Consider the following 21,745-nt stretch of genomic DNA (forward strand, 5'->3'; position numbering starts at 1 on the left):
AAATGTTATGACGTTTAAAAACATCGTTGCTCGATTTAGGTCGAAACAAGCGAATACTTCCCCAATGGTAGTTATTATGCAGTCGGACGGCGTCTTTTTGTCAGAGAAAGGACAGCTTAAGGTTAGTAACTGTGATATTACTGCCAACAATTGGCAAAAGGCGCTTGAGCAACTGCTGCAGCCCAAAGCAACCAAGGGCCAAGGCGTCAATGTTGTCATTGGTAGCGACCTTTATCATACCTATCAAATAGACACGCCAAGAATACCAAAATCTGAATGGCCTCAAGCTCTGCCTTTTTTATTAAAGGATGTTATCAGTGAGCGAGTGACTGAGATTGTTGCCGATGGTCTAGAGCTGCCAAGCTTGAATAAAACAACTGCCTATGTGATTCAGAAATCCTGGCTGTTACAGCTTCGTGGTGTATTAGAAAACTTAGGATTGGAACTGTCTCAAGTTATTCCAGAAGAGCTATTTTGGGCAAGAGCTCAAAAAGAGAGTCACAGCGCTGTTTTACTGCAAAGAAGTCGTTTTCATCATTATCGAGTGAGTGCTTTTGTTGAACAATTGCCGATTTTCCATCGAACCATTCGTAGTGTTTCTGGCCCTGTTATTCAAGGTGAAACCATTGGACTTGATGTCGACAGCTTAGCGCTTGAGTTGCAAAGGTCTCTTGATTATCTGTCATCACAATTAAAAACAGGTGGCGTACATGCGTTGCAAGTTTGCTGTGATGAAGAATCGGAAAACCAACTGGCTGAAGCACTCACTGCACGATTGAATGTCAAAGTGAAGCCGCTCGTTTCCGAGCGTACGGGGTGGTCTGGAGCGTTATTAGCTCAAATTGCTAGTGAGCAGTTGGAAGGGCCAGCAGTTAACCTGTATCCATCGTATTTAAAGCCTAAACAAGAACATTTCACCTTAACTAGAGTTGCGTCTGTAATGGCTCTGACAGCAATAGCTGCTGTTGCGGTGTATGGGTATATTTCAGTTTCAACAGCTCAATTAGAAAGCGAGCTTGCACAATCGGAGTCTCGCGCAGACTCATTACACGATGAATTAAGCCAGCAAAAAGCGGCGTTGGAGTCACATCGACCTTCTCCGGTTAAAGTTGCCGCCGTAGAGCGCTTAAAGCAGGAGATCGCCGCGAAAAAAGACGCGTTGGATGCGGTAGATGACTATGACAAAGAGCAGCAAGTTGGCTATTCAAGCGTGATGAACTCGCTTGCGACGTTGGGAAGAAACGACATTTCAATTCAACATATTTACCTTGATAAAAGCAATATTGATATTTCTGGATTAGCACGAAACGCCAGTGTGATTCCAAACTGGGTTGGGCAATTCAAGCAAGAGCAAAGTCTGGTTGGAAGAACCTTTAAGACCTTGAAAATTGGTCGTAATACTAATGATGTCGTGACATTTGAATTGCGTACCAGTCCAGAAAATCGATCTCTAGATACTGTGGTAAATGCGGGTGAAAAAGTGGATGCGACACAAGTATTGGAGGCTCAGCAGTGAAGGACTATTGGCTGAAGTTAGATCAGAAGTTCCTCGCCTTAAGTACAAGAGAAAAATCGTTACTCTCAATCTGTGCTTGCGTCATTGTGGCTATGATGCTTTATCTGCTGTTGCTAGAGCCTAGTTTATTGCAAAAGAGCCGTTTGGAACGACAACTTCAACAAGTTTCCAGTGAAAACATGGAATTAGAGGGGCAGCTTTCAGTATTGAGCAGCCAGCTTAAACAAGATCCAGACAAAGACATTAATCTTGAGTTCAATCAGTTAATTGATGAGAGCCAAGCGTTATCAGAACAGCTCTCTGGATTGGTGGATAATCTTATCTCACCGGTCCAAATGACTAACCTGCTTGAATTGGTGTTAAGCAAGAGCCAAGGCTTGAAACTTGTCGCTCTTGAGTCGCTACCACCAGAGCCTATTACTGGCATTGATGGAGCAAGTGAGTACTCCGGTTACTTCGTTCATCCGGTTAAGATTGAATTGACGGGTAACTATTTTGCTATCGCCAAATATCTGTCTGAGTTGGAGCAAATGCCGGTTAAATATTATTGGCGTAGCTTTAAATATGATGTGGAAAAACATCCCAAAGCTCGCTTGATTTTAGAAGTGTACACACTGGGCACTCGCAAGGAGTTTATCGGTGGTTAGAGCAATATTTATCGCCTTATTGAGTGTTTCCATGTCTTCGTGGGCGACCCAAGATCCCACTGCACCTTTAGGGTGGGCGCAGCCAACACAAGTACAAACGAAACCGAAGAAAAAAGTGGTGTACCGATTGCCGAAATTGCAAAGCATTGTTTGCGAACAGGCAATGCCGTGTTCAGCCGTGATGAATGACAAAGTGGTTGAAAAAGGTGATGTCATTAACGGTTACAAAGTCGTCAATATCAACAGTGAAAATCTCCTCCTTCAGCGCGCAGGCAAGCAGTGGAAACTTGGCTTATTTGCGATGGACGTAAAAAACTAAGGCTATAAGAATATGATGCGTAAGGTAGTAGTCGGTATATGTATCGCAGCATTGGTGGGATGTTCAATGGGACATCGAGATCCGGTTGAAATAAAGCAAAGTCTCAATGAATCGGTGAACAATGCAAATAACAAGAGCCTAGATGAGTTGCCCCCAACGGTGGAAGCCGACCTAATGCCTGAGCTAGACACTCAGGCAGGCTCACATTCAAGCCGAACGCTGAAGCGTTTCCGAGTACAAGCCAATGGTGTTGAAGCCAAAGCATTTTTCACCAGTTTGGTAAAAGGAACTGAGTACAGCGTGTCTATTCACCCGAGTGTATCGGGTAAAATTACTGCTAATTTGAGTGATGTGACGTTAGATGAAGTGCTGGATAACGTTAGTGATATGTATGGTTATGACATTGAGAAAAAAGGTCGAATCATCCAAGTGTATCCAGCGGGCTTACGCACAGTTTCTATTCCAGTGGATTACTTGCAGTTCAAACGTTCAGGTCGCTCATTAACCTCGATCACGACTGGAACCATCTCCAGCAGAGATTCGAGCAATAACAACAATAGCAGTAATTCAAACAATAACTCGAACTCGAACAGCTCAAGTTCGAGCTCGTCCAGTTCATCGAACTCAAATAATGTTAATGGTGGCAATAGCAACAATAATGAGCAAGGTGGTACTCGCATTGAAACCACCAGTGAAAGTGATTTCTGGCCTGCGCTTGAGCAAGCAGTGAGTAAGTTGATAGGTACTGGTGACGGCCGCAGTGTAGTGGTTACCCCTCAAGCCAGTTTACTTACGTTACGCGCTTATCCCGATGAAATTCGTCAGGTTAGAGAATTTTTAGATATGTCGCAGCAGCGACTTCATCGTCAAGTGATTCTGGAAGCAAAGATTCTAGAAGTAACGCTGAGCGACGGTTATCAACAAGGCATTAGCTGGAGCAATATTGGTGCGGCAATTGGTAGTGGTGGTGTGTCTATCTCCCGACCAGCACAAAACCCAGTACCACCTTTAAATCAGATTGGCACCCTGTTAGGTGGGCAAACCAACGTGACCATTACGGACGGACACTTTGAAGCCGTATTGAGCTTTATGGCGACGCAAGGCGATCTCAATGTCCTTTCTAGCCCTCGAATCACCGCTGCCAACAACCAAAAATCGGTTATCAAAGTGGGTACCGATGAGTACTTCGTTACTGATATCTCAACGGTAATTGGTTCTGGTGAAAATGCCAACGTAGCGCCTCAAGTTGAATTAACGCCCTTCTTCTCGGGTATTTCTTTGGACGTGACGCCGCAAATTGATGAAAAAGGTAATGTTCTGCTGCATGTTCATCCTGCGGTTATTGAAGTTCAAGAAGAGAAAAAAGAGATAGAAGTGTTAGGGGATTCTATCATTGTGCCGCTAGCGAAAAGCTCTATTCGTGAATCAGATTCTGTTATCCGTGCAGCTGACGGCGACGTTGTGGTGATTGGTGGCCTGATGAAATCAGCAACAACTGAAATGGTCTCTAAAGTGCCATATCTTGGGGATATCCCTGCACTGGGGCACTTGTTTAGAAATACGCAAAACGTGACAGAGAAGACGGAGTTGGTCATCTTGCTACGTCCGACTGTTGTTGGCGTGAATACATGGCAGAAAGAAGTTGAGCGTTCTCGTGACTTACTTAACGAGTGGTTCCCTGAAGATTAAAAGGCTTAGGGCTTGACGTTTGAGTTGAAGCGATTGGAACGATAAACGGTGTACTTAGACTATTTCGGATTTGAGCAATACCCATTTGCACTGACGCCCAATACTGCGCTGTTTTTTGGTCTGTCGCCGCATTATGAGGCGATACAGACTGTGACGGCGGGCGTGGCACTTGGTGAAGGAGTCCTCAAAGTCACGGGCGAAGTAGGTACTGGAAAAACCTTAGTCTGCCGAATGTTAATCAAACAGCTCGAGGCTGATTACAGCTTAGTTTATCTGCCCAATCCGGTGTTGTCCGGTGCTGAGTTAAGAATTGCTATTGCTAAAGAACTTGGCATAGAGCAATGCCAGCAACATACGTTGCTCGAAGATATTCAGAAAAAACTTATCGAAGCCAAACAGTCCAAGCGACCAGTAGTAGCTTTGATTGATGAAGCTCAGGCCTTATCTGATGAAGCACTAGAAACGCTTCGTTTATTAGGAAATCTAGAAACCGAAGACAGCAAATTGATGCACTTAGTGCTGTTTGGGCAGCCTGAATTGGATACGCGACTTGAACAGCATCACCTAAGGCAATTTAGACAGCGAATCACCTTCAGTGCCACATTGCGTACTATGGCAAAAGCTGAGTGTTTTGCTTATGTCCAGCAGAGAACGATGAGCGCTGGACGTGAAGAACATCTGTTCAGTCATCATCAACTAGCTGCCATATGGCGAGCAAGTAAAGGCGTTCCAAGATTAGTGCACCAAATTTGCCATAAAACACTGTTGTTAGCGTTTGGTGACAACAGCCAGCAGGTATTAAACCGCCACTTGTATCTGGCGATAAAAGATACTTTTGATGCCACCAAGCCGATATTCAAATACCCAGTACTCTGGGGATGGAAATAACTATGAGTGCGATTAATAAAGCCTTATCAAATCTGACTAGTAAACCCAATAATTCTCATGTGAATATTGAGCAAGCTGTAATACCCAAAGTGAGAAATACCTCTCCCATTGTGTGGATTGGGGTTGGAATCTTAGTCAGTTTAGCGATGGGAAGCTGGGCGTTTTCTACAGCAAATATGCCACCTTCTATGAGTGTGCCTCAAGAAGGTTCACGCTCTTTAGCGCCGCCTCGTACCCAATTAAATTCACCGACAGCGAATTTAGGCTCCGCTTCTTCTAATGTGTTTGACTTATCAAAGGCAAAGCTGACTGATGTTCAACGTGTATCGTTAGTCAAAGACCAGTCAAAAGCCGTCACTACGATGGCAGATATGCACGTATTGCCGTCCTCTGCTGAACCTATTTTGTTAGCCCAACTATCTCCAAATAAAGTTGAGCCTCAAGCCAACGGTGGAGAGATGGTGGTTGAGCAAGTAGAACTCAGCTCGGAACAGTTAGCGGAAAAGGCCATTCAACGTGCCAAGAAATCGATTGATGCCAATGATATTAATGGTGCACTTGAGAATTATACCGCTGCACTTAGATACGCACCGGAAAACGAGCAAGTGAGACAACGATTGTCGGCGCTCTACTACGGTAAAGGTCAGACCCGAAAATCGTATGAACTTTTGCAAGAAGGGATTAATCGTAACCCGTCTGGTGAAAGGTTGCGTTTGGCGTTAACGAAATTACTTATCAAAGAGAATCAACAGGAGGCAGCCCTCACGCCATTGGTTTATCTGCCCGAGTATCCATCGATTGAATACTTATCACTAAGAGCCGGTCTCGCGCAGCGGAATAAACAAGCCGATTTGGCCTATCAAAGCTATGAGTTGCTTACCCAACAAGACGGTGAAAATGCTCGTTGGTGGATGGGGCTGGCTATTCAGCAGGAGCGTAAAATGGAGTTTTCACTGGCTAAAAACTCTTATGAAAACGCGCTCGAAAAGATAGGTGTTTCAAGCCAATCGAAAGCATTTATTCGCGACAGACTTAAGGTCATAGAAAACCTCGAAGGAAGTAATGATGCAAATTAAACTTCGTAAACGTCTCGGTGATCTACTGGTTGAAGAAGGCATTATCAATGAACAGCAGCTACAGCAGGCTTTGTCGATTCAGCGTAATACAGGCCGAAAGCTTGGTGCAACACTAATAGAGCTGGCTGCCCTGTCTGAACAGCAGATGCTAACGTTTTTGTCGCAGCAATTAGCTTTACCATTGATCGATTTAAGTCGGGCACAAGTCGATGTGGATGCGGTTCAGCTTCTTCCTGAAGTTCATGCAAGACGCTTGCGAGCACTTGTGATTGGTCGTCGAGACGATACATTGCGAGTCGCGATGAGCGATCCTGCGGATCTTTTTGTTCAGGAATCGTTGTTAAACCAACTTGGTCAATACGCTATCGAGTTTGTTATTGCCCCCGAAAAGCAATTGCTTGACGGTTTTGACCGCTACTATCGCCGTACCAAAGAAATCGCTTCATTTGCCGAGCAGCTTCATGCTGAGCATCAGTCGACGGATGTTTTTGACTTCAATATTGAAGAAGATGAAAGCGAAGAGGTGACGGTGGTTAAGCTGATTAACTCTTTGTTTGAAGACGCCATTCAAGTAGGTGCTTCTGATATTCATATTGAACCAGATGCCGACGTGTTGCGTCTTAGACAGCGTATTGATGGCGTGTTACATGAGACGTTATTAAATGAAGTGAATGTTGCGCCAGCAATGGTACTGCGACTGAAGCTTATGGCAAATTTGGACATTTCGGAAAAGCGTCTACCTCAAGATGGCCGATTTAATATTAGAGCCAAAGGACAATCGGTTGATATTCGTATGTCGACTATGCCTGTTGAACATGGCGAATCTGTGGTCATGCGTCTGCTCAACCAATCAACAGGTGTTAGAAGGCTTGAAGAGTCGGGGATTCCAAATGATCTGCTGATTAAATTGCGAAAGCAGTTGCGTCGCCCTCACGGAATGATCTTGGTCACTGGACCAACGGGGTCCGGCAAAACCACGACTTTATATGGTGCGCTGACTGAGTTAAATAGTCCTGGAAAAAAGATCATTACTGCAGAAGATCCGGTTGAATATCGTTTGCCTCGAGTCAATCAGGTTCAAGTAAACCCAAAAATTAATTTAGACTTTTCATCGATCCTGAGAACTTTCCTACGGCAAGATCCAGATATTATTCTCGTCGGCGAAATGCGTGACCAAGAAACCGTGGAAATTGGTTTGCGTGCGGCATTAACCGGGCACTTGGTTCTTACAACTTTGCATACCAATGATTCTGTCGACAGTGCGTTACGAATGATGGATATGGGGGCTCCTGGGTACTTAGTTGCTAGTGCCGTAAGAGCGGTCATTGCCCAACGTTTGGTGAGAAGAATTTGCCCCGATTGCAAACGTGAGCATCCAGCGGATGAGCATGTAAAGCAATGGCTGATGACTCGCTTCCCTAATCAAACAGAGATGACCTTCCATAAAGGGCAGGGGTGTCAAAACTGTAATCTAACCGGCTATCGAGGACGGATAGGCGTATTCGAAATGCTGGAACTCGACCAAGGAATGATGGACGCTTTACGGGCGAATGATGCTGTACTGTTCTCACAGCGAGCTAGAGCCTCGAAAGAATATAAACCCTTGCTCGCGTCCGCAATGGAACTCGCAATTCAAGGAACCGTCAGCTTAGATGAAGTGATGGCACTGGGTGAAGGGGATGCTTCCGGTAGCATCGAACCTATTTACATTTAGTTTAATGGTTTATAGCTAGAGATAAGACAATGCCAACCTATCGTTATAAAGGGCGCAATCTTGATGGTTCAGAGATTTCTGGTCATCTAGAGTCTGCCAGTGAAGAAACAGCGGCGGAGATTTTGATCTCTCGTGGGGTGATTCCAACGTCGATCTCACAAGGTGGTAAGTCAACGTCATTTAGCGACAGCCTAAGTGCATTGATAGCGCCGGCGGTACCTTTAGAAGTGCTGGTTATTTTCTGTCGTCAGTTGTTCAGTTTAACGAAAGCTGGTGTGCCATTGTTACGCTCCATGAAGGGCCTGACGCAAAACTGCACCAACAAGCAGCTGAAATACGCATTGGAAGAAGTCGTTAATGAACTAACTAATGGGCGTAACTTATCGAGTTGTATGCAGCTTCATCCTCGCGTGTTTAGTCCACTTTTTGTTTCCATGATTGCTGTGGGTGAAAATACGGGACGTTTAGACCAAGCATTAGAGCAATTGGCTGCCTATTATGAGCAAGAAGTCGAAACTCGTAAGCGTATTAAGGCGGCAATGCGCTACCCAACGTTCGTGTTGACCTTTATCGTTGCCGCGTTGTTTGTACTGAATATCAAAGTTATCCCTCAGTTTGCTGATATGTTTGCCAGGTTTGGCGTCGATCTTCCTCTTCCCACTCGTATTCTGATTACTACCTCGAACTTCTTCGTCGGTTATTGGCCGCTGTTATTGGGTGCGATGGCTGGCAGTTTGTTTGCGTTTCGTGCTTGGCTTGCTACGGCCGCGGGTAGGGAAAAGTGGGATCATATTAAGTTGAGGCTGCCTATTGTCGGCGGCATTGTAAATCGTGCTCAACTTTCACGTTTCTCAAGAACATTTGCTCTTATGCTTCGTGCTGGCGTGCCTTTGAATCAGTCATTGGCGTTATCGGCTGAAGCAATAGACAACAAGTACTTGGAAAACCGCATTATGGAAATGAAGGCGGCTATTGAGGCCGGAAGCACGGTGTCTTCAACTGCTATTAATGCCAATATTTTCACGCCGCTTGTTATTCAGATGATCTCTGTCGGAGAGGAAACGGGTCGTATTGATGAGCTTCTGTTAGAAGTTTCGGATTTTTACGATCGAGAAGTTGATTATGATCTGAAGACCCTAACCGCCAGAATTGAGCCGATTTTGCTCACTGTGGTTGCTGGAATGGTATTAATACTGGCTCTTGGCATTTTCCTGCCTATGTGGGGCATGCTCGATGCCATGAAAGGAATGTAACGAGCGATGGCTATCAAGAGTGTCTTTTTCCAAAGAGATGCGCTGCGCTGGCTAATTTGGAGTTGTGTGATTCTAGCGCTTGTAGGGTTTTTCTTATCTACGGTGAATCGTAATCAAGAAAAAATCACCCGTACTCAAGCGGTAGTGATCGGCAAAGTTATGCAACAGCGCATTAATGAATTGCATCAAGCTTGGTTAATAGAGAAACAACCAAATTATCTACAAGTTGATAATACCGTCGTAAAATTTGATCAAACCGGTTGGATTACCCTATCAAATAATGAAAATAGAAACTGTAAATACTTGTTATCAATACTTTACAACGACGCGGATTCTATAAAACACAATCTATTTATAAAATCAGAGCGAATTGATAAAAAAAACTATAGTTGTGTATACGGTATAAATACTGATATTGAAATTAAAGCAATTAAAATTAATAGCTTGCATATGGAAGTCATTTTTTTGACTTAAGTAAAAAAATTGACGTTAATGCTTTGTAATCATTATTCAACTAGTTATAATTTGGGCAGAAAATCACACTTTTGATATGAATGGATCAAATAATGAAAAAAGCTCAAGGTTTTACACTAGTCGAGTTAGTCGTGGTTATTGTGGTATTAGGCCTACTTGCAGTAGCGGCTCTACCACGATTTGTTGATGTAACAGAAAGTGCAAAAGAATCTAGCGTTGAAGCGGTTGCTGGTGGTTTTGCAACTGGTGTGTTATCAGCTCGCGCGCAATGGGAAGCTAATGGCCGAACTAAGTCAGGTGTAAATAACTACGTTGATTACGATGGCACTCGTTTCTGGTTGACTCGCTCGGAAGATGGCACAACGGGCTTCCGTGATGGTTACCCTAGTAATACTAACGCTAACAATAGCAACAACGTAAATGTCGAAGCGTGCGTATTCCTTATGGAGAACTTACTGCAAAACTCTCCAGCGGTTGAGCTGTATACAAACAGTCCTTCAAAAGGCACTAAGTACTTAGCGCAGGCAGTGAGCAGCACTAAATGTCGCTATACACAAAACGAAAGTAACCGTCATTACTTCGAGTACGATATTCGTACCGGTAAAGTTACTGTTGAACTTAAATAAGTTGTAGGAATATAAAAATGAAAAGACAAAGTGGTTTCACGCTAATTGAAATGGTCGTGGTGATCGTTATTTTGGGTATTCTTGCAGTAACAGCAGCACCTCGTTTTTTAAATCTACAAGGTGATGCTCGTGAATCATCTCTCAATGGTTTAAAAGGTGCGATTTCAGGTGCAAATGGCATTGTTTACGGCAAAGCTGCAGTAGAAGGTGTTGAACAGCAAGCAACGGCTACCATTAATGCAGGTACTAATGAAGCAGTAACGGTTGCATTTGGTTACCCAACTGCTGATGCTGCTGGCCTTGTAAGTGCAGTAGATGGCTTGCAACAAGATTGGATGTTTGCGACTCGTCGTGACGCGCTAATTGCTACCTTTGATGATGGTTCAAATGCTAACTTCCGTACGATTCGTCAATCTAACTGTTTTGTAAGATACGACGAATCAACTCAAGCGGGTACAGCACCTAGAGTAACCGTTGAAGCGTCAGGTTGTTAATTAGCCAAGACGCAAAAAGGTCAGCTCCGGCTGGCCTTTTTTGTGTTGTGATAGGTATTCTGATTTTTAACGATTTCTAATGATAGATAGGTGAGTTAGTACTGTCCTTTTGTATACTATTTATCAATCATTTTCGCAGGTACTACTATGTTAATCCCACAACGTAAGTTATCAGGGTTTACGCTAATCGAACTGATCGTGGTGATCGTTTTAGTTTCGATTGTGTCGGTAGTGGCTGCGAGTCGATTTTTAAACCGTTCGGGCTTTTCTTTCATTGCAGCACAAGAACAAGCTATTGCGATTACTCAGCAAATACAGCTTGGGCGAATGCAATCCAATATCAGCGATATCGGTGAGCTCAATAGCCGCTACCAACTGGCGATTAAAGATGGCTGTTTTGGCTCTCGGTACAGTTGCACTCTTGCGAACCCTGAAGAGCAATCGGACTATTTAGCGTTGGATAACATTCAGGTCTCTGCTCCCACTAGCTTGTTGAATTTTGACTTACTTGGTCGTCCAGTATGTGAATCTTGTACTTACCCCATTACGATTCAATTCACTCAATTTAGTGAATCGGCATCCATTTGTATTAATTCAGAAGGTTTTGTCGATGCGTGCTAGAAAAATGAGTCAAGGGATGACGCTGATCGAAAGCGTACTTGCCATAGTGATCTTGGCTATCGCTTTGATTACATTGACGAGCTTCTTATTCCCTAGTGTGCAGAAAAGCGCTTTACCGCACTACCAAGTACGAGCAGCTTCATTAGGACAAGCGGTGTTGAACCAGATATTAGCTGTGAGTTTTGATGAGCAGAGCGATCGTAACGGTAGCCTATGGCGTTGCGATGAACTTGATAAGCAATGCACATCACCCGCTTCATTAGGTCCGGACAAGAACGAGCAGCCTGCCTTCTATAATGATGTCGATGACTATATAGGCTGCTGGTACGGTGCCAACGCCCAGCAGCAGTGCCAGCAAGGCTTATCTATTACAAGACTTCTCGGTGGTGATGAGCAAGACGACTACCGCAATTTTGTCGTTAATATTCTGGTTAGCTACGACTACGATAACGCACTCGGTGGTCAAGTAACTCCGCATCAAACAAGCTCGTTCAAAAAGATCATTGTCCGTGTGTCAGCGAGTAATTTCACCGAATATGAGTTTGTTGCGTATAAGGGGAATTACTAATGTCATTCTCCGTTAAGCAATCAGGCGGTTTTACCTTACTAGAAATGATCATCACCATGGTGGTGGTTGGAATTCTGTTTTTAGGAATTGCTGGTTTTGTCGAGTTTGGTGCCCGTGGTTATGTGGATTCAGTAGCGCGCACTAAAATCCAGAACCAAGCACAGCTTGTTATTGAGAAAATGTCCCGTGAGCTTAGGCACGCCGTCCCCAACAGCATTCAAACCTCTTTGAACGGTCAATGTGTCTCATTTTATCCAATAACCTTTTCCGGCTTTTATCATTTGGATGAGAAGTTAGGAAAAACTGAGTTTGTGGTGGGTAACATTAACCAATATCCCCATAAATTTGCCAATACCGAAAGGTTGATCATTAATCCAAGTCGACAGCAAGATCTTGAAGGTCGTCGAGCGATAAGTTTGGCAGGGGTCAGCTCTGTGGTCGAAGCACAATATTTTACGTTAAATCAACTACCAGAACAGAACTCGGTTGGGCAGCGTTTGTATATCTACAATTCAGCAAACAAGGTCGATTATTGCATTACCACGTCTGGTCAGATAGAGCGAAACGGTATTCGTGTTGCCACCAATATCGAACCAGTAAAAAGCAGTTTTACTCACCTGGAAGCGTCACTACTTCGCTCAGCTTTAGTTCGTCTAAATCTAGTATTTAATCAAGCGGGAGAAGCGTCTAACTTCCAACATGATGTACAGGTGCTCAATGTCCCCTAGAAAACGTTCACAGCAAGGGAGTGCCTACATCGTTGCCATTTTTGTTGTGGTGGTAATGGGTATGTTGGCAATGAATCTCAATAGAATTCAATGGTCAAGTAACGAGACGCTATCACGTGAGTTGATTGGTACCAAAGCTTGGTTTTTGGCGAACTCTGGTGTTGAGTGGGCGTTGACGCAGCTCTATCCATTAAATGAATCGAGTCTAACAGAAGATCTAGAAATCAGATGTAACCAGCTTCAACCATCGTCATCTGTAGCAATGTCTTATTTAATTTCTCAAGTGGGTATTAACTGCCGTAGCCTTTCAGTTCAGTGTGAAACGGTTAATGGTGGCGACCTAGAACTGATTCCAAAACAGCTCAGCTATTTTAAAATTACCAGCACGGCAATATGCGGAGATGGACAAGGGTTTGATATTCAGCGTCAGCAAGAAGCTTGGGTAAAAGGATTCTCTGAATGAAGCAATTGATCGCTCTATTTATTAGCTTGTTCGTCGTAGCAAATAGTTATGCAATAGAATATTGCGACTACTTTCCAGAATCAGTTCAAACTAACTATCGCCAAGATGGTTACCCTTACGTCTCTCAAGTGGACTTTTCGGGGCATGACCAGACGCTTATTTTTGATGTGGATGGTTTTAAAATGCCATTCAATTATCTAGCGAACAGTCCAGCTCATAGCGGTACAGCGGCCCACTGTTACTATCCAAATGCTCCAACTGATAGTTGTGCAGTGAACCCAACTAGTCATGCGCCCACTTTACCAGTTGATTTACCTGTCTTTCCTACGAACCTTGAACCCTCAAGTTGTAGTGATAAGCACTGCTCATTGCCAAGTGGTAGTAAAGTGCAATCTATAACGATGAGGCAAGGTAAGACTCTTACGTTAGAAGGAGGGGAGATTTGGATTGGCTCGTTGACCTTGGAGCATGCAGCAAAAATCAAAGTGAGTGCGCCAACAATCCTGCACTACCGCCAGTTCTACATAAGTGGTCATTCACATATCAATAAAGATGGCGCAATAACTGATCTTATTTTAATTGGACACGGCTCTAACGCAGCTATCAATCTGACGAATCACAATAAGATCTCTGCTGCCCTATACGTAGATCCATCTAGTTTTCAAAAGGGGTTTAGGGTAAGCGGTGAGCACAACGATCTTAATATGAATATTACGGTCAACCACATGTCGGTCACAGGTAAGAAGAATAGCTTTAATTTACCTAAGTTGTGCGATGACACACCACCCCCACCTGAGTTTAAGCTTGATCTTTGCCCTTATTTCAAAGAAGAAGTGCAGACTACCCTTTATGACACATCTGGATCGCCACAAGGGCTTCTGAATGTGAATAGTGAATATGACAATGATAGAGACGAATGGTTTGATGATTTTGATGTCAACGCTATCGTTTTACCGCGCAATAACACTGGCCTCGCGTTTTCTCGCTTTACTAATAACAGCACTTATGGCGGCTGCTTTTATACGTCTTCATCCATTGGCTTACGTGGCTTTGGTTGGCAAAACTGTCAAGTGGAGCCCACGAAGAGCTTTGAAAACTATCCACCGCAATTGGATGATTTTCCGAGTGGTGACTATTCGAGCGATTTTAAGTGTAAAGACGGCAAAGTATGTCATTTGAAATGGACTAATAATAAGATCAAGAAGTTAGAGGTTAAAGATGACAGTAAGCTTATTATTGACTCTGGCGAGTATTGGGTTAATGAGCATATACATCTGGAAGATGCGGAGATACAACTGATCAATGGGCCAGTTAAGATCAATTATCGAGGAATAAAAGCAAACGGAGAGCTGTATCCGCCTCACTTCAAAGATGAGCTAAAAATCAATACATTAGGAAACAGTGAAGATTTACTTTTTGTCGGGCATGGCGCGGGCAGTGACATTGAAATAGAGAGTGAAGACTCTGTTATCAAAGCCTATTTTTATGTCCCTCCTGCAGCTGCTACTGTCGGAACGCGAGGTTTCTTAGTCAATGGTGAAGACAACTACATCTTTGGTGGGGTTGCTGCCCCAAATGTGACGCTTGGTGAGCGTGACTATGATGATCGGAAACGACATAAAGACAGAGATGATAATGATATTGAAGGTGAAGGTAATGTGTTGTTTGCGCGTATTCCTGCGCAATGTAAAGCGCCACCACCAAGTCAAGACTACTATTTGGAATTAGAGCCATTAAAAGGCATCGCATTGAGTTGTGAAACCCAACGAGTCACGTTTAATGTGGTAGATAAGTACGGTAAGCCTATTGAAGACTACACCAAAGGCGTCAGAATTACAGCGCCTGCCTCTGCCACAATGCAATTGATAGAAGGGATTCGTATTAGCGAGGGGCTATACAACCCAAGTACTAATGGCCGGGTTATATTTGATGTGAGTAGCCAACATATCGAACAGCTCAGCGTGTCCGGTGAATTGGTGGAGAGTGCGAACAATACGCTTGTGACAGGTAACTACGAGTTTACGGCAAACAAGTTTGAATTTACGCCGCAAGCGTCTAGTTTGATTGCTGGAAAATCGGCAACGCTCGAAGTACGCCCTGTGACCTGTAATGTAACGCGTTCAGGTCTGTCCCAAGTTGTAGCGGCAAAAAACTATTCTGGAGTGCAAAACGTTAATATTGCAGCGACACGTTATCTAGAACCCAAATCTCCAACAGTACAGGCATCAGTTAAAGTCAAAGCTGCACAGAGTAATGATTTTGTGCCAATTCCAGTGACGGATCTCGCACTAGATTTTTCTCATGGCAGCAGCACCCCTGATGCTGGTCGCAGTGCTTTGATGGATATTCAGTACGATGAAGCTGGGCGAGTTTCTTTTGAGTTATCTCAGACGCGTTGTGTCAATGAGAGTGAGCATAACCCTTTAGACCAACAAGGTGCGGACGCCGCGAAGCAATGCGTCACATATAAAGGAGTTCACGAGCTAAAAGTAAGACCGTGGACGTTCGCGATCTGTGATGCATCAAACTACCAATTAGCATTAGATGGTACTTCATCTCAAGGCAGTGGCTATAAAGCAGCAGGGGAACGCTTTAACCTAGATGCCGTTCCAATTCGATGGCAGAAAAATGGCGCGACTCAAGGTCAAATTCCGATATTGCCATCATTTTGCCAGTCGCAATTTATCACCAAAAATTACTTCGATAATGATGCGCCTGTCTCCAGTGTTTTACTCACTGCCACTGAGAACACGCCTGCAGTTAGACCTGTCGACGAAAGATTCCCTATTAAAATGGATGGTGAGGACGGGTCAACATTTGTTCGTAGTAATCGAGGTAGTAATGGTGTGTTGCCATTTTACGCTCTCTATTGGGAAGATGTCGGAAGTCTTCTAGTACAGACTCAAAGTCAATCGAACTATTTGGGGATGGTAATCAATCCAAGTAGCCGTAGTATCGGCCGCTTCTATCCTCATCATCTTGCTATGGTCTCCAATCAATGGGGCTATGAGTCAGGGCATTCAGGGTTTGCATATATGGGCCAACCAATAAAACCAAGCTTTGTTGTGGAGGCGCGTAATCTAGAAAAATCACCTACCCCTAACTATGGTTATTTTGCCTCCAATTTGATGGTGACCTTAAATCATGTTGCTGCCAATGAAAGTGGTGATAGTTACTTACCGAGAATAAGTGCGACGGCAACGAGTTGGGATAGTGAAGCTTGGAAGTGCGATTCTACTGACTTGTCATGCAGCACTTCACGAGCTCGACTTGAGGCTAGCTTTGGTGATTATGTTTTCTCTAAACGTTATCAACTGGATGGTGTTACCTCGATAAAAGAACTGCCTGTTAAAGGGCACTTTGGGGTACAGTCTAATTTAGTTGACGGTGTAGATTTTGAAAGCCCTTCTTTAACCGTAAGTGGTACCAACGCGAAAGCGTTCCCAATACAACCCGAGTTTCGTTATGGCCGTATGGTGATAGATAACGTTGGTGGCGATTTGACAACGGACATCAATATCCCTTTGAGAACGGAATATTGGACTGAGACTGGGTTTGTGCTCAATAAAGAGGACAGTGGTTCCGCATTCAATGGTAAGCACTACTGCCGGCAGATCTTGTGGTCAGGTCAGTTAGAGACAGATGCAAAGCTGTTTAATAAAGATGGCAATACTATAACCACAGAAGATGCTGCCATCAGCCAAGGTAGCAGCAGCCAACTCTTTGCAAGCAACAATAGGATTCGCGAACAAGTTAATTTGTGGTTAAGGCTTGATCAAAGTGCCCCAATTAAACTGAACCAAAATGATAGTCCTGTTAAGTGTTTTGACAGTAATGCGGGTCGTTCTTGGTTGAGATATAACTGGCGCGGTGTGGGTGATGAAGATCCACATGCCGTAGTGACCTTCGGATCACATAGAGGAAATGATAGAGTCATTTATCGAGGTGAGCCACGCCTTATCGGACAATAAATCCTGTGAATTTTTTGCGTTAAGTAAGGAAACTGTAAGAAAATGCGGGTTTCACCCCATGTTTCTGCTTCAATGCCTTGCTGTGATGGCAAGGCATTGGTACATTTAGTGCAATTTTTGTCTTCTCATTCTTGCAGGACGAGCGAAGAATATGTTTAAAAAACTGCGTGGCATGTTTTCTAACGACCTATCGATAGATCTAGGTACTGCCAACACACTGATTTATGTAAAAGGACAGGGTATCGTCCTTGACGAGCCTTCTGTAGTAGCAATCCGCCAAGATCGTGCGGGTTCAGCCAAAAGCGTTGCGGCGGTAGGCCATGCAGCGAAGCAGATGCTAGGTCGAACGCCTGGTAATATTTCTGCGATTCGTCCAATGAAAGATGGCGTTATTGCTGACTTCTATGTGACCGAAAAAATGCTTCAGCACTTTATCAAACAAGTGCACGACAACAGCGTTCTTAAACCAAGCCCACGTGTTCTAGTTTGTGTCCCTTGCGGTTCAACACAAGTAGAGCGTCGTGCTATCCGTGAGTCTGCACTGGGTGCAGGTGCTCGTGAAGTGTATTTGATCGATGAACCTATGGCTGCTGCTATTGGTGCAGGTCTACGCGTCTCTGAGCCAACAGGTTCTATGGTTGTTGATATCGGTGGTGGTACAACAGAAGTTGCGGTTATCTCACTTAACGGTGTGGTTTACTCTTCTTCAGTACGTATCGGCGGTGACCGATTTGACGAAGCGGTTATCAATTATGTGCGCCGAAACTACGGCAGCTTGATTGGTGAAGCGACTGCTGAGAAGATCAAGCACGAAATCGGTTCTGCGTATCCAGGTGATACGGTTGAAGAGATTGAAGTACGTGGTCGTAACCTTGCAGAAGGTGTGCCTCGTAGCTTTAGCCTAAACTCAAATGAAATTCTAGAAGCGTTGCAAGAGCCATTAACTGGTATTGTATCGGCAGTGATGGTTGCGCTTGAGCAATGTCCGCCAGAACTTGCTTCTGATATTTCTGAAAACGGTATGGTACTAACAGGTGGCGGTGCACTGCTACGCGATCTAGACCGATTACTCACTGAAGAAACCGGTATCCCTGTTGTTATCGCTGAAGACCCACTAACATGTGTGGCTCGTGGTGGTGGTAAAGCTCTAGAAATGATCGACATGCATGGTGGCGATCTATTTACAGAAGAATAATGGTTTCACTCTAGTTTTGGTGTGGCACTGAAACTAGAGTCCACATCAGGATTATGAGTACATGAAACCAATATTTGGTCGAGGTCCTTCTTTACAACTTCGGTTATTTCTTGCTGTTACTTTATCAGCCGGCTTAATGCTGGCTGATAGTCGTTTAGATACATTCTCAAATTTCCGTTACTTATTAAACAGTGCAGTCGCACCGATTCAGTATGCCGCGAACCTTCCTCGTACCATGTTTGATGGCGTCTATGAAAGGCTAAATACTCGACAAGGTCTAGCCGAGCAAAACGTAAACTTAAAGCGCGAAGTGTTGCGCCTTAAAAGTGACTTAATTTTGCTTGATCAATACCGTGAAGAGAACCAGCGTTTTCGTGAGCTTTTAGGCTCATCTTTCGTCCGAGATGAAAAGAAGATGGTGACAGAGGTGATGGCTGTGGACACGTCACCATATCGTCACCAAGTGGTGATTGATAAAGGTCGTATCGACGGTGTTTATGAAGGTCAGCCGGTTATAAATGAAAACGGTATCGTTGGTCAAGTGACCTTCGTTGGCGCTCACAACAGCCGTATTATGCTGCTGACGGACTCTAACAGCGCAATACCAGTGCAAGTCATTCGTAACGATATTCGAGTTATTGCATCAGGCAATGGGTCTATCGATGAGATTCAACTAGAGCACATTCCAACAAGTACTGACATTCAGAAAGATGACCTGTTGGTGACCTCTGGTCTGGGTGGAATCTATCCCGAAGGCTATCCAGTTGCTCATGTTAAATCTGTACAACGAGACAATCGACGAGAGTTTGCCAGCATTATTGCGGAGCCCGTGGTCGACTTTGATCGACTGCGATACTTACTGTTGATTTGGCCGAGTAATGATAGACAGCAACAAGCGGTTGAAGATACGCTGAACGCGCAATAAAGGATTCTCATACTATTATGGCTAATAGTTCATTTCGCAGTCACTTAGTGATCAGTGTGTCACTGATAGTGGCGCTTGTATTGCAAACCATACCTTGGCCAGGCGTGCTAGACTTCGTAAGACCGTCATGGTTGTTCTTGGTTCTAGGGTACTGGGTATTAGCACTTCCGCACCGAGTAAATGTGGGTACCGCATTGATTGTTGGTCTGACTTGGGATCTACTGGTCGGATCTACCTTGGGTATTCGCGGGATGATGATGTCGATTGTCATCTATATCGTGGCTCTTAATTTCTTGGTACTTAGAAACATGGCACTTTGGCAGCAAGCCACGATCATGGCCTTGATATCTATGCTGCTAGAAGTGTTTATCTTTTTTGGTGAGTATTTGATCCAAGACGTCACTTTTAATCCGATGTCGCTGTGGAGTGGTCTGATTAACTGTATACTTTGGCCATGGATGTTTTTACTGTTGCGTCGTGTAAGACGGCATTGGCATGTCAGGTAAATCAATGACTACAAAGATAGTATTGGCGTCAACTTCACCAAGACGCAGAGAGCTGTTAAGCCAGCTCGGATACCAATTCTCAGTGGTGAGCCCTGATATTGAAGAAGTGAAACAAGCCCAAGAAAGTGCTCAACAGTACGTTGAGCGCTTGTCGTTAGAGAAAGCGATGGCTGGGCTTGAGCTGAGCGACTCCAGATCTGTAGTTGTCGGTTCTGATACGGTCGTCGTTTTAAACGAACATGTACTAGAAAAACCCAATGATTTCGAACATGCCAAAGCTATGCTTCAAGGGATGTCGGGAGAAAAACATCAGGTGCTCACTGCTGTCAGTGTTGTATCTAAGAATAAGCAGTCATCGGTCGTGGTAACGACGGATGTATGGTTCAAAACACTTAGCGAAAAAGAAATCGAACAATACTGGTTAAGTGGAGAACCTCAAGATAAAGCTGGCAGTTATGGAATCCAAGGATTAGGGGGACGCTTCGTCACTCGAATCGAGGGCAGCTATTACGCTGTAGTTGGACTGCCACTGTATGAAACTGACCAGCTCTTGCAAGAATTTATAAATAATTAAAAATATTGAGGTGCGCTCATGAGTGCAGAGCTGTTAATAAACGTAACCCCTAGTGAAACAAGGGTTGCCATGATTGAAGGTGGGGTTCTCCAAGAAGTCCACATTGAGCGCGAAGCAAAGCGTGGAATTGTTGGCAACATCTATAAAGGTAAAGTGAGCCGAGTCTTGCCTGGAATGCAGGCTGCTTTCGTGGATATCGGCCTCGAAAAAGCGGCGTTTCTGCATGCTTCCGACATCGTACCGCACACTGAGTGTGTGGCTGAAAATGAAAAGAAGCAGTTTCAAGTCCGTGATATTTCTGAGTTAGTTCGTCAAGGTCAAGACATCATAGTGCAAGTGGTCAAAGACCCGCTTGGAACTAAAGGTGCTCGTTTAACCACGGATATCACCCTCCCATCCCGTTACCTCGTCTTTATGCCTGGCGCGAGCCATGTCGGTGTTTCTCAACGTATCGAGAGCGAAGAAGAGCGTAACCGTTTAAAGAATGTGGTTGCTGACTACTGCGATGAAAACGGTGGCTTTATTATTCGAACTGCAGCAGAAGGTGCGAATGAAAAAGAACTGGCTCAAGATGCTGCATTCCTTAAGCGTTTGTGGACCAAAATCAATGAACGTCGTACTAAATATAAAACGCGTTCAACGTTATATGGTGAACTGGGTCTAGCGCATCGTATTCTTCGTGATTTCGTTGGGACGGAAATTACTCGTGTTCAAGTGGATTCAAGACTGATTTTTGAGAGCTTAAAAGAGTTTACTAGCGAGTTTGTACCTGAACTGGAGAGTTTGCTTGAACTTTATGAAGGCGATAAGCCCATTTTCGATATGTACGATACCGAGAATGAGATACAACGTTCACTTGAACGTAAAGTCGACTTAAAGTCTGGCGGTTACTTGATTATTGATCAAACTGAAGCGATGACAACAGTTGATATTAACACCGGTGCATTCGTAGGTCGTCGCAACTTAGAAGAGACTATCTTCAACACCAATGTCGAAGCAACGCAAGCTATTGCTCGACAGCTTAGACTGCGTAACTTAGGCGGTATCATCATCATCGACTTTATCGATATGGGTCTTGAAGAGCATCGTCAACGTGTGTTGAACTCTCTAGAAGGAGCACTTTCTAAAGATCGAGTGAAGACGAATATCAATGGATTCACCCAGTTAGGGTTGGTTGAGATGACACGAAAAAGAACTAGAGAAAGTATTGAACATGTTCTTTGTAGTGGTTGTCCAACTTGTGAAGGCCGAGGTTCGGTTAAAACTGTCGAAACAGTTTGCTATGAGATTTTACGCGAGATTACGCGTGTTAATCGAGCTTACGATGCCGACAAATTCGTGGCTTATGCGTCTCCTGCTGTTGCTGAAGCACTTGAAGGCGATGAATCTCATGCATTGGCTGAACTGGAAGTCTTTATAGGTAAACAGGTTCGAATTCAAGCTGAGCCTTTATATATTCAAGAACAATTTGATGTTGTTATGATGTAATGAGTAATTT

Annotated in this window: 21 protein-coding genes; all 21 read left to right on the forward strand. The window is 44.1% G+C overall.

Going from position 1 to position 21,745, the window contains the following annotated elements; all coding sequences use genetic code 11:
- The first annotated feature begins 7 nt into the window (after positions 1–7).
- The 21 genes from HOP38_RS01725 to rng all read left to right on the forward strand — a co-directional run bounded on the left by HOP38_RS01725 (position 8) and on the right by rng (position 21,735).
- Positions 8–1,516 (forward strand): hypothetical protein, encoded by a 1,509-nt coding sequence (locus tag HOP38_RS01725; RefSeq protein ID WP_006070985.1) that lies wholly within the window; start codon positions 8–10, stop codon positions 1,514–1,516.
- Positions 1,513–2,163, forward strand: a complete 651-nt coding sequence (gspM, locus tag HOP38_RS01730; protein ID WP_198557303.1) for a type II secretion system protein GspM — start codon at positions 1,513–1,515, stop codon at positions 2,161–2,163. The genes HOP38_RS01725 and gspM overlap by 4 nt, the downstream gene beginning before the upstream one ends.
- Entirely contained in the window at positions 2,156–2,482 is a 327-nt protein-coding gene (locus HOP38_RS01735) for a hypothetical protein (protein ID WP_006070989.1), read from the forward strand. Before gspM ends, HOP38_RS01735 begins: the two co-directional genes overlap by 8 nt.
- Before the next feature lie 15 nt (positions 2,483–2,497).
- Positions 2,498–4,171, forward strand: coding sequence for a pilus (MSHA type) biogenesis protein MshL (gene mshL / locus HOP38_RS01740; RefSeq protein ID WP_198558236.1), 1,674 nt, complete (start codon positions 2,498–2,500; stop codon positions 4,169–4,171).
- Between the two features lie 48 nt (positions 4,172–4,219).
- Positions 4,220–5,059 carry an ExeA family protein gene (locus HOP38_RS01745; protein ID WP_006070992.1) on the forward strand — a complete coding sequence of 280 codons (840 nt, stop codon included), beginning with the start codon at positions 4,220–4,222 and terminating at the stop codon, positions 5,057–5,059.
- Positions 5,060–5,061: 2 nt separating this feature from the next.
- A complete protein-coding gene (locus tag HOP38_RS01750) occupies positions 5,062–6,135 on the forward strand; it encodes a tetratricopeptide repeat protein (protein ID WP_242456498.1) in 1,074 nt (357 codons plus the stop codon).
- Positions 6,125–7,849 carry a GspE/PulE family protein gene (locus HOP38_RS01755; protein ID WP_031496801.1) on the forward strand — a complete coding sequence of 575 codons (1,725 nt, stop codon included), beginning with the start codon at positions 6,125–6,127 and terminating at the stop codon, positions 7,847–7,849. The genes HOP38_RS01750 and HOP38_RS01755 overlap by 11 nt, the downstream gene beginning before the upstream one ends.
- Positions 7,850–7,878: 29 nt before the next feature.
- On the forward strand, positions 7,879–9,102 hold the full coding sequence (locus HOP38_RS01760) for a type II secretion system F family protein (RefSeq protein WP_006070996.1): 1,224 nt from the start codon (positions 7,879–7,881) through the stop codon (positions 9,100–9,102).
- 6 nt (positions 9,103–9,108) lie between these two features.
- A complete protein-coding gene (locus tag HOP38_RS01765) occupies positions 9,109–9,576 on the forward strand; it encodes a hypothetical protein (protein ID WP_198557305.1) in 468 nt (155 codons plus the stop codon).
- 89 nt (positions 9,577–9,665) lie between these two features.
- Positions 9,666–10,202: a prepilin-type N-terminal cleavage/methylation domain-containing protein gene (locus HOP38_RS01770; protein WP_423250085.1), complete on the forward strand. Its 537-nt coding sequence runs from the start codon at positions 9,666–9,668 to the stop codon at positions 10,200–10,202.
- A 17-nt stretch (positions 10,203–10,219) separates the two neighbouring features.
- Positions 10,220–10,696 (forward strand): type II secretion system protein, encoded by a 477-nt coding sequence (locus tag HOP38_RS01775; RefSeq protein ID WP_006071001.1) that lies wholly within the window; start codon positions 10,220–10,222, stop codon positions 10,694–10,696.
- A gap of 147 nt (positions 10,697–10,843) precedes the next feature.
- A complete protein-coding gene (locus tag HOP38_RS26125; protein ID WP_198557307.1) occupies positions 10,844–11,317 on the forward strand; it encodes a prepilin-type N-terminal cleavage/methylation domain-containing protein in 474 nt (157 codons plus the stop codon).
- On the forward strand, positions 11,307–11,885 hold the full coding sequence (locus HOP38_RS01785) for a type IV pilus modification PilV family protein (RefSeq protein ID WP_006071004.1): 579 nt from the start codon (positions 11,307–11,309) through the stop codon (positions 11,883–11,885). The genes HOP38_RS26125 and HOP38_RS01785 overlap by 11 nt, the downstream gene beginning before the upstream one ends.
- The gene (locus tag HOP38_RS01790) at positions 11,885–12,613 is read left to right on the forward strand and encodes a PulJ/GspJ family protein (RefSeq protein WP_006071005.1); all 729 of its coding nucleotides are present in this window, start codon (positions 11,885–11,887) and stop codon (positions 12,611–12,613) included. The genes HOP38_RS01785 and HOP38_RS01790 overlap by 1 nt, the downstream gene beginning before the upstream one ends.
- Entirely contained in the window at positions 12,603–13,076 is a 474-nt protein-coding gene (locus HOP38_RS01795) for a hypothetical protein (protein WP_198557308.1), read from the forward strand. The genes HOP38_RS01790 and HOP38_RS01795 overlap by 11 nt, the downstream gene beginning before the upstream one ends.
- Positions 13,073–17,047: a DUF6701 domain-containing protein gene (locus HOP38_RS01800; RefSeq protein ID WP_198557309.1), complete on the forward strand. Its 3,975-nt coding sequence runs from the start codon at positions 13,073–13,075 to the stop codon at positions 17,045–17,047. Before HOP38_RS01795 ends, HOP38_RS01800 begins: the two co-directional genes overlap by 4 nt.
- A 151-nt stretch (positions 17,048–17,198) precedes the next feature.
- The gene (locus tag HOP38_RS01805) at positions 17,199–18,242 is read left to right on the forward strand and encodes a rod shape-determining protein (protein ID WP_006071009.1); all 1,044 of its coding nucleotides are present in this window, start codon (positions 17,199–17,201) and stop codon (positions 18,240–18,242) included.
- 61 nt (positions 18,243–18,303) lie between these two features.
- Positions 18,304–19,167, forward strand: coding sequence for a rod shape-determining protein MreC (gene mreC / locus HOP38_RS01810; protein ID WP_006071010.1), 864 nt, complete (start codon positions 18,304–18,306; stop codon positions 19,165–19,167).
- A 17-nt stretch (positions 19,168–19,184) separates the two neighbouring features.
- Positions 19,185–19,673: a rod shape-determining protein MreD gene (gene mreD, locus HOP38_RS01815; protein WP_006071011.1), complete on the forward strand. Its 489-nt coding sequence runs from the start codon at positions 19,185–19,187 to the stop codon at positions 19,671–19,673.
- A 4-nt stretch (positions 19,674–19,677) separates the two neighbouring features.
- The gene (locus HOP38_RS01820) at positions 19,678–20,247 is read left to right on the forward strand and encodes a Maf family protein (protein WP_031493050.1); all 570 of its coding nucleotides are present in this window, start codon (positions 19,678–19,680) and stop codon (positions 20,245–20,247) included.
- Between the two features lie 18 nt (positions 20,248–20,265).
- Positions 20,266–21,735 carry a ribonuclease G gene (gene rng, locus HOP38_RS01825; protein ID WP_006071014.1) on the forward strand — a complete coding sequence of 490 codons (1,470 nt, stop codon included), beginning with the start codon at positions 20,266–20,268 and terminating at the stop codon, positions 21,733–21,735.
- The last annotated feature ends 10 nt before the right edge of the window (positions 21,736–21,745 follow it).

This window comes from Vibrio mediterranei (assembly GCF_013364395.1).
Classification (GTDB): Bacteria; Pseudomonadota; Gammaproteobacteria; order Enterobacterales; family Vibrionaceae; genus Vibrio; species Vibrio mediterranei.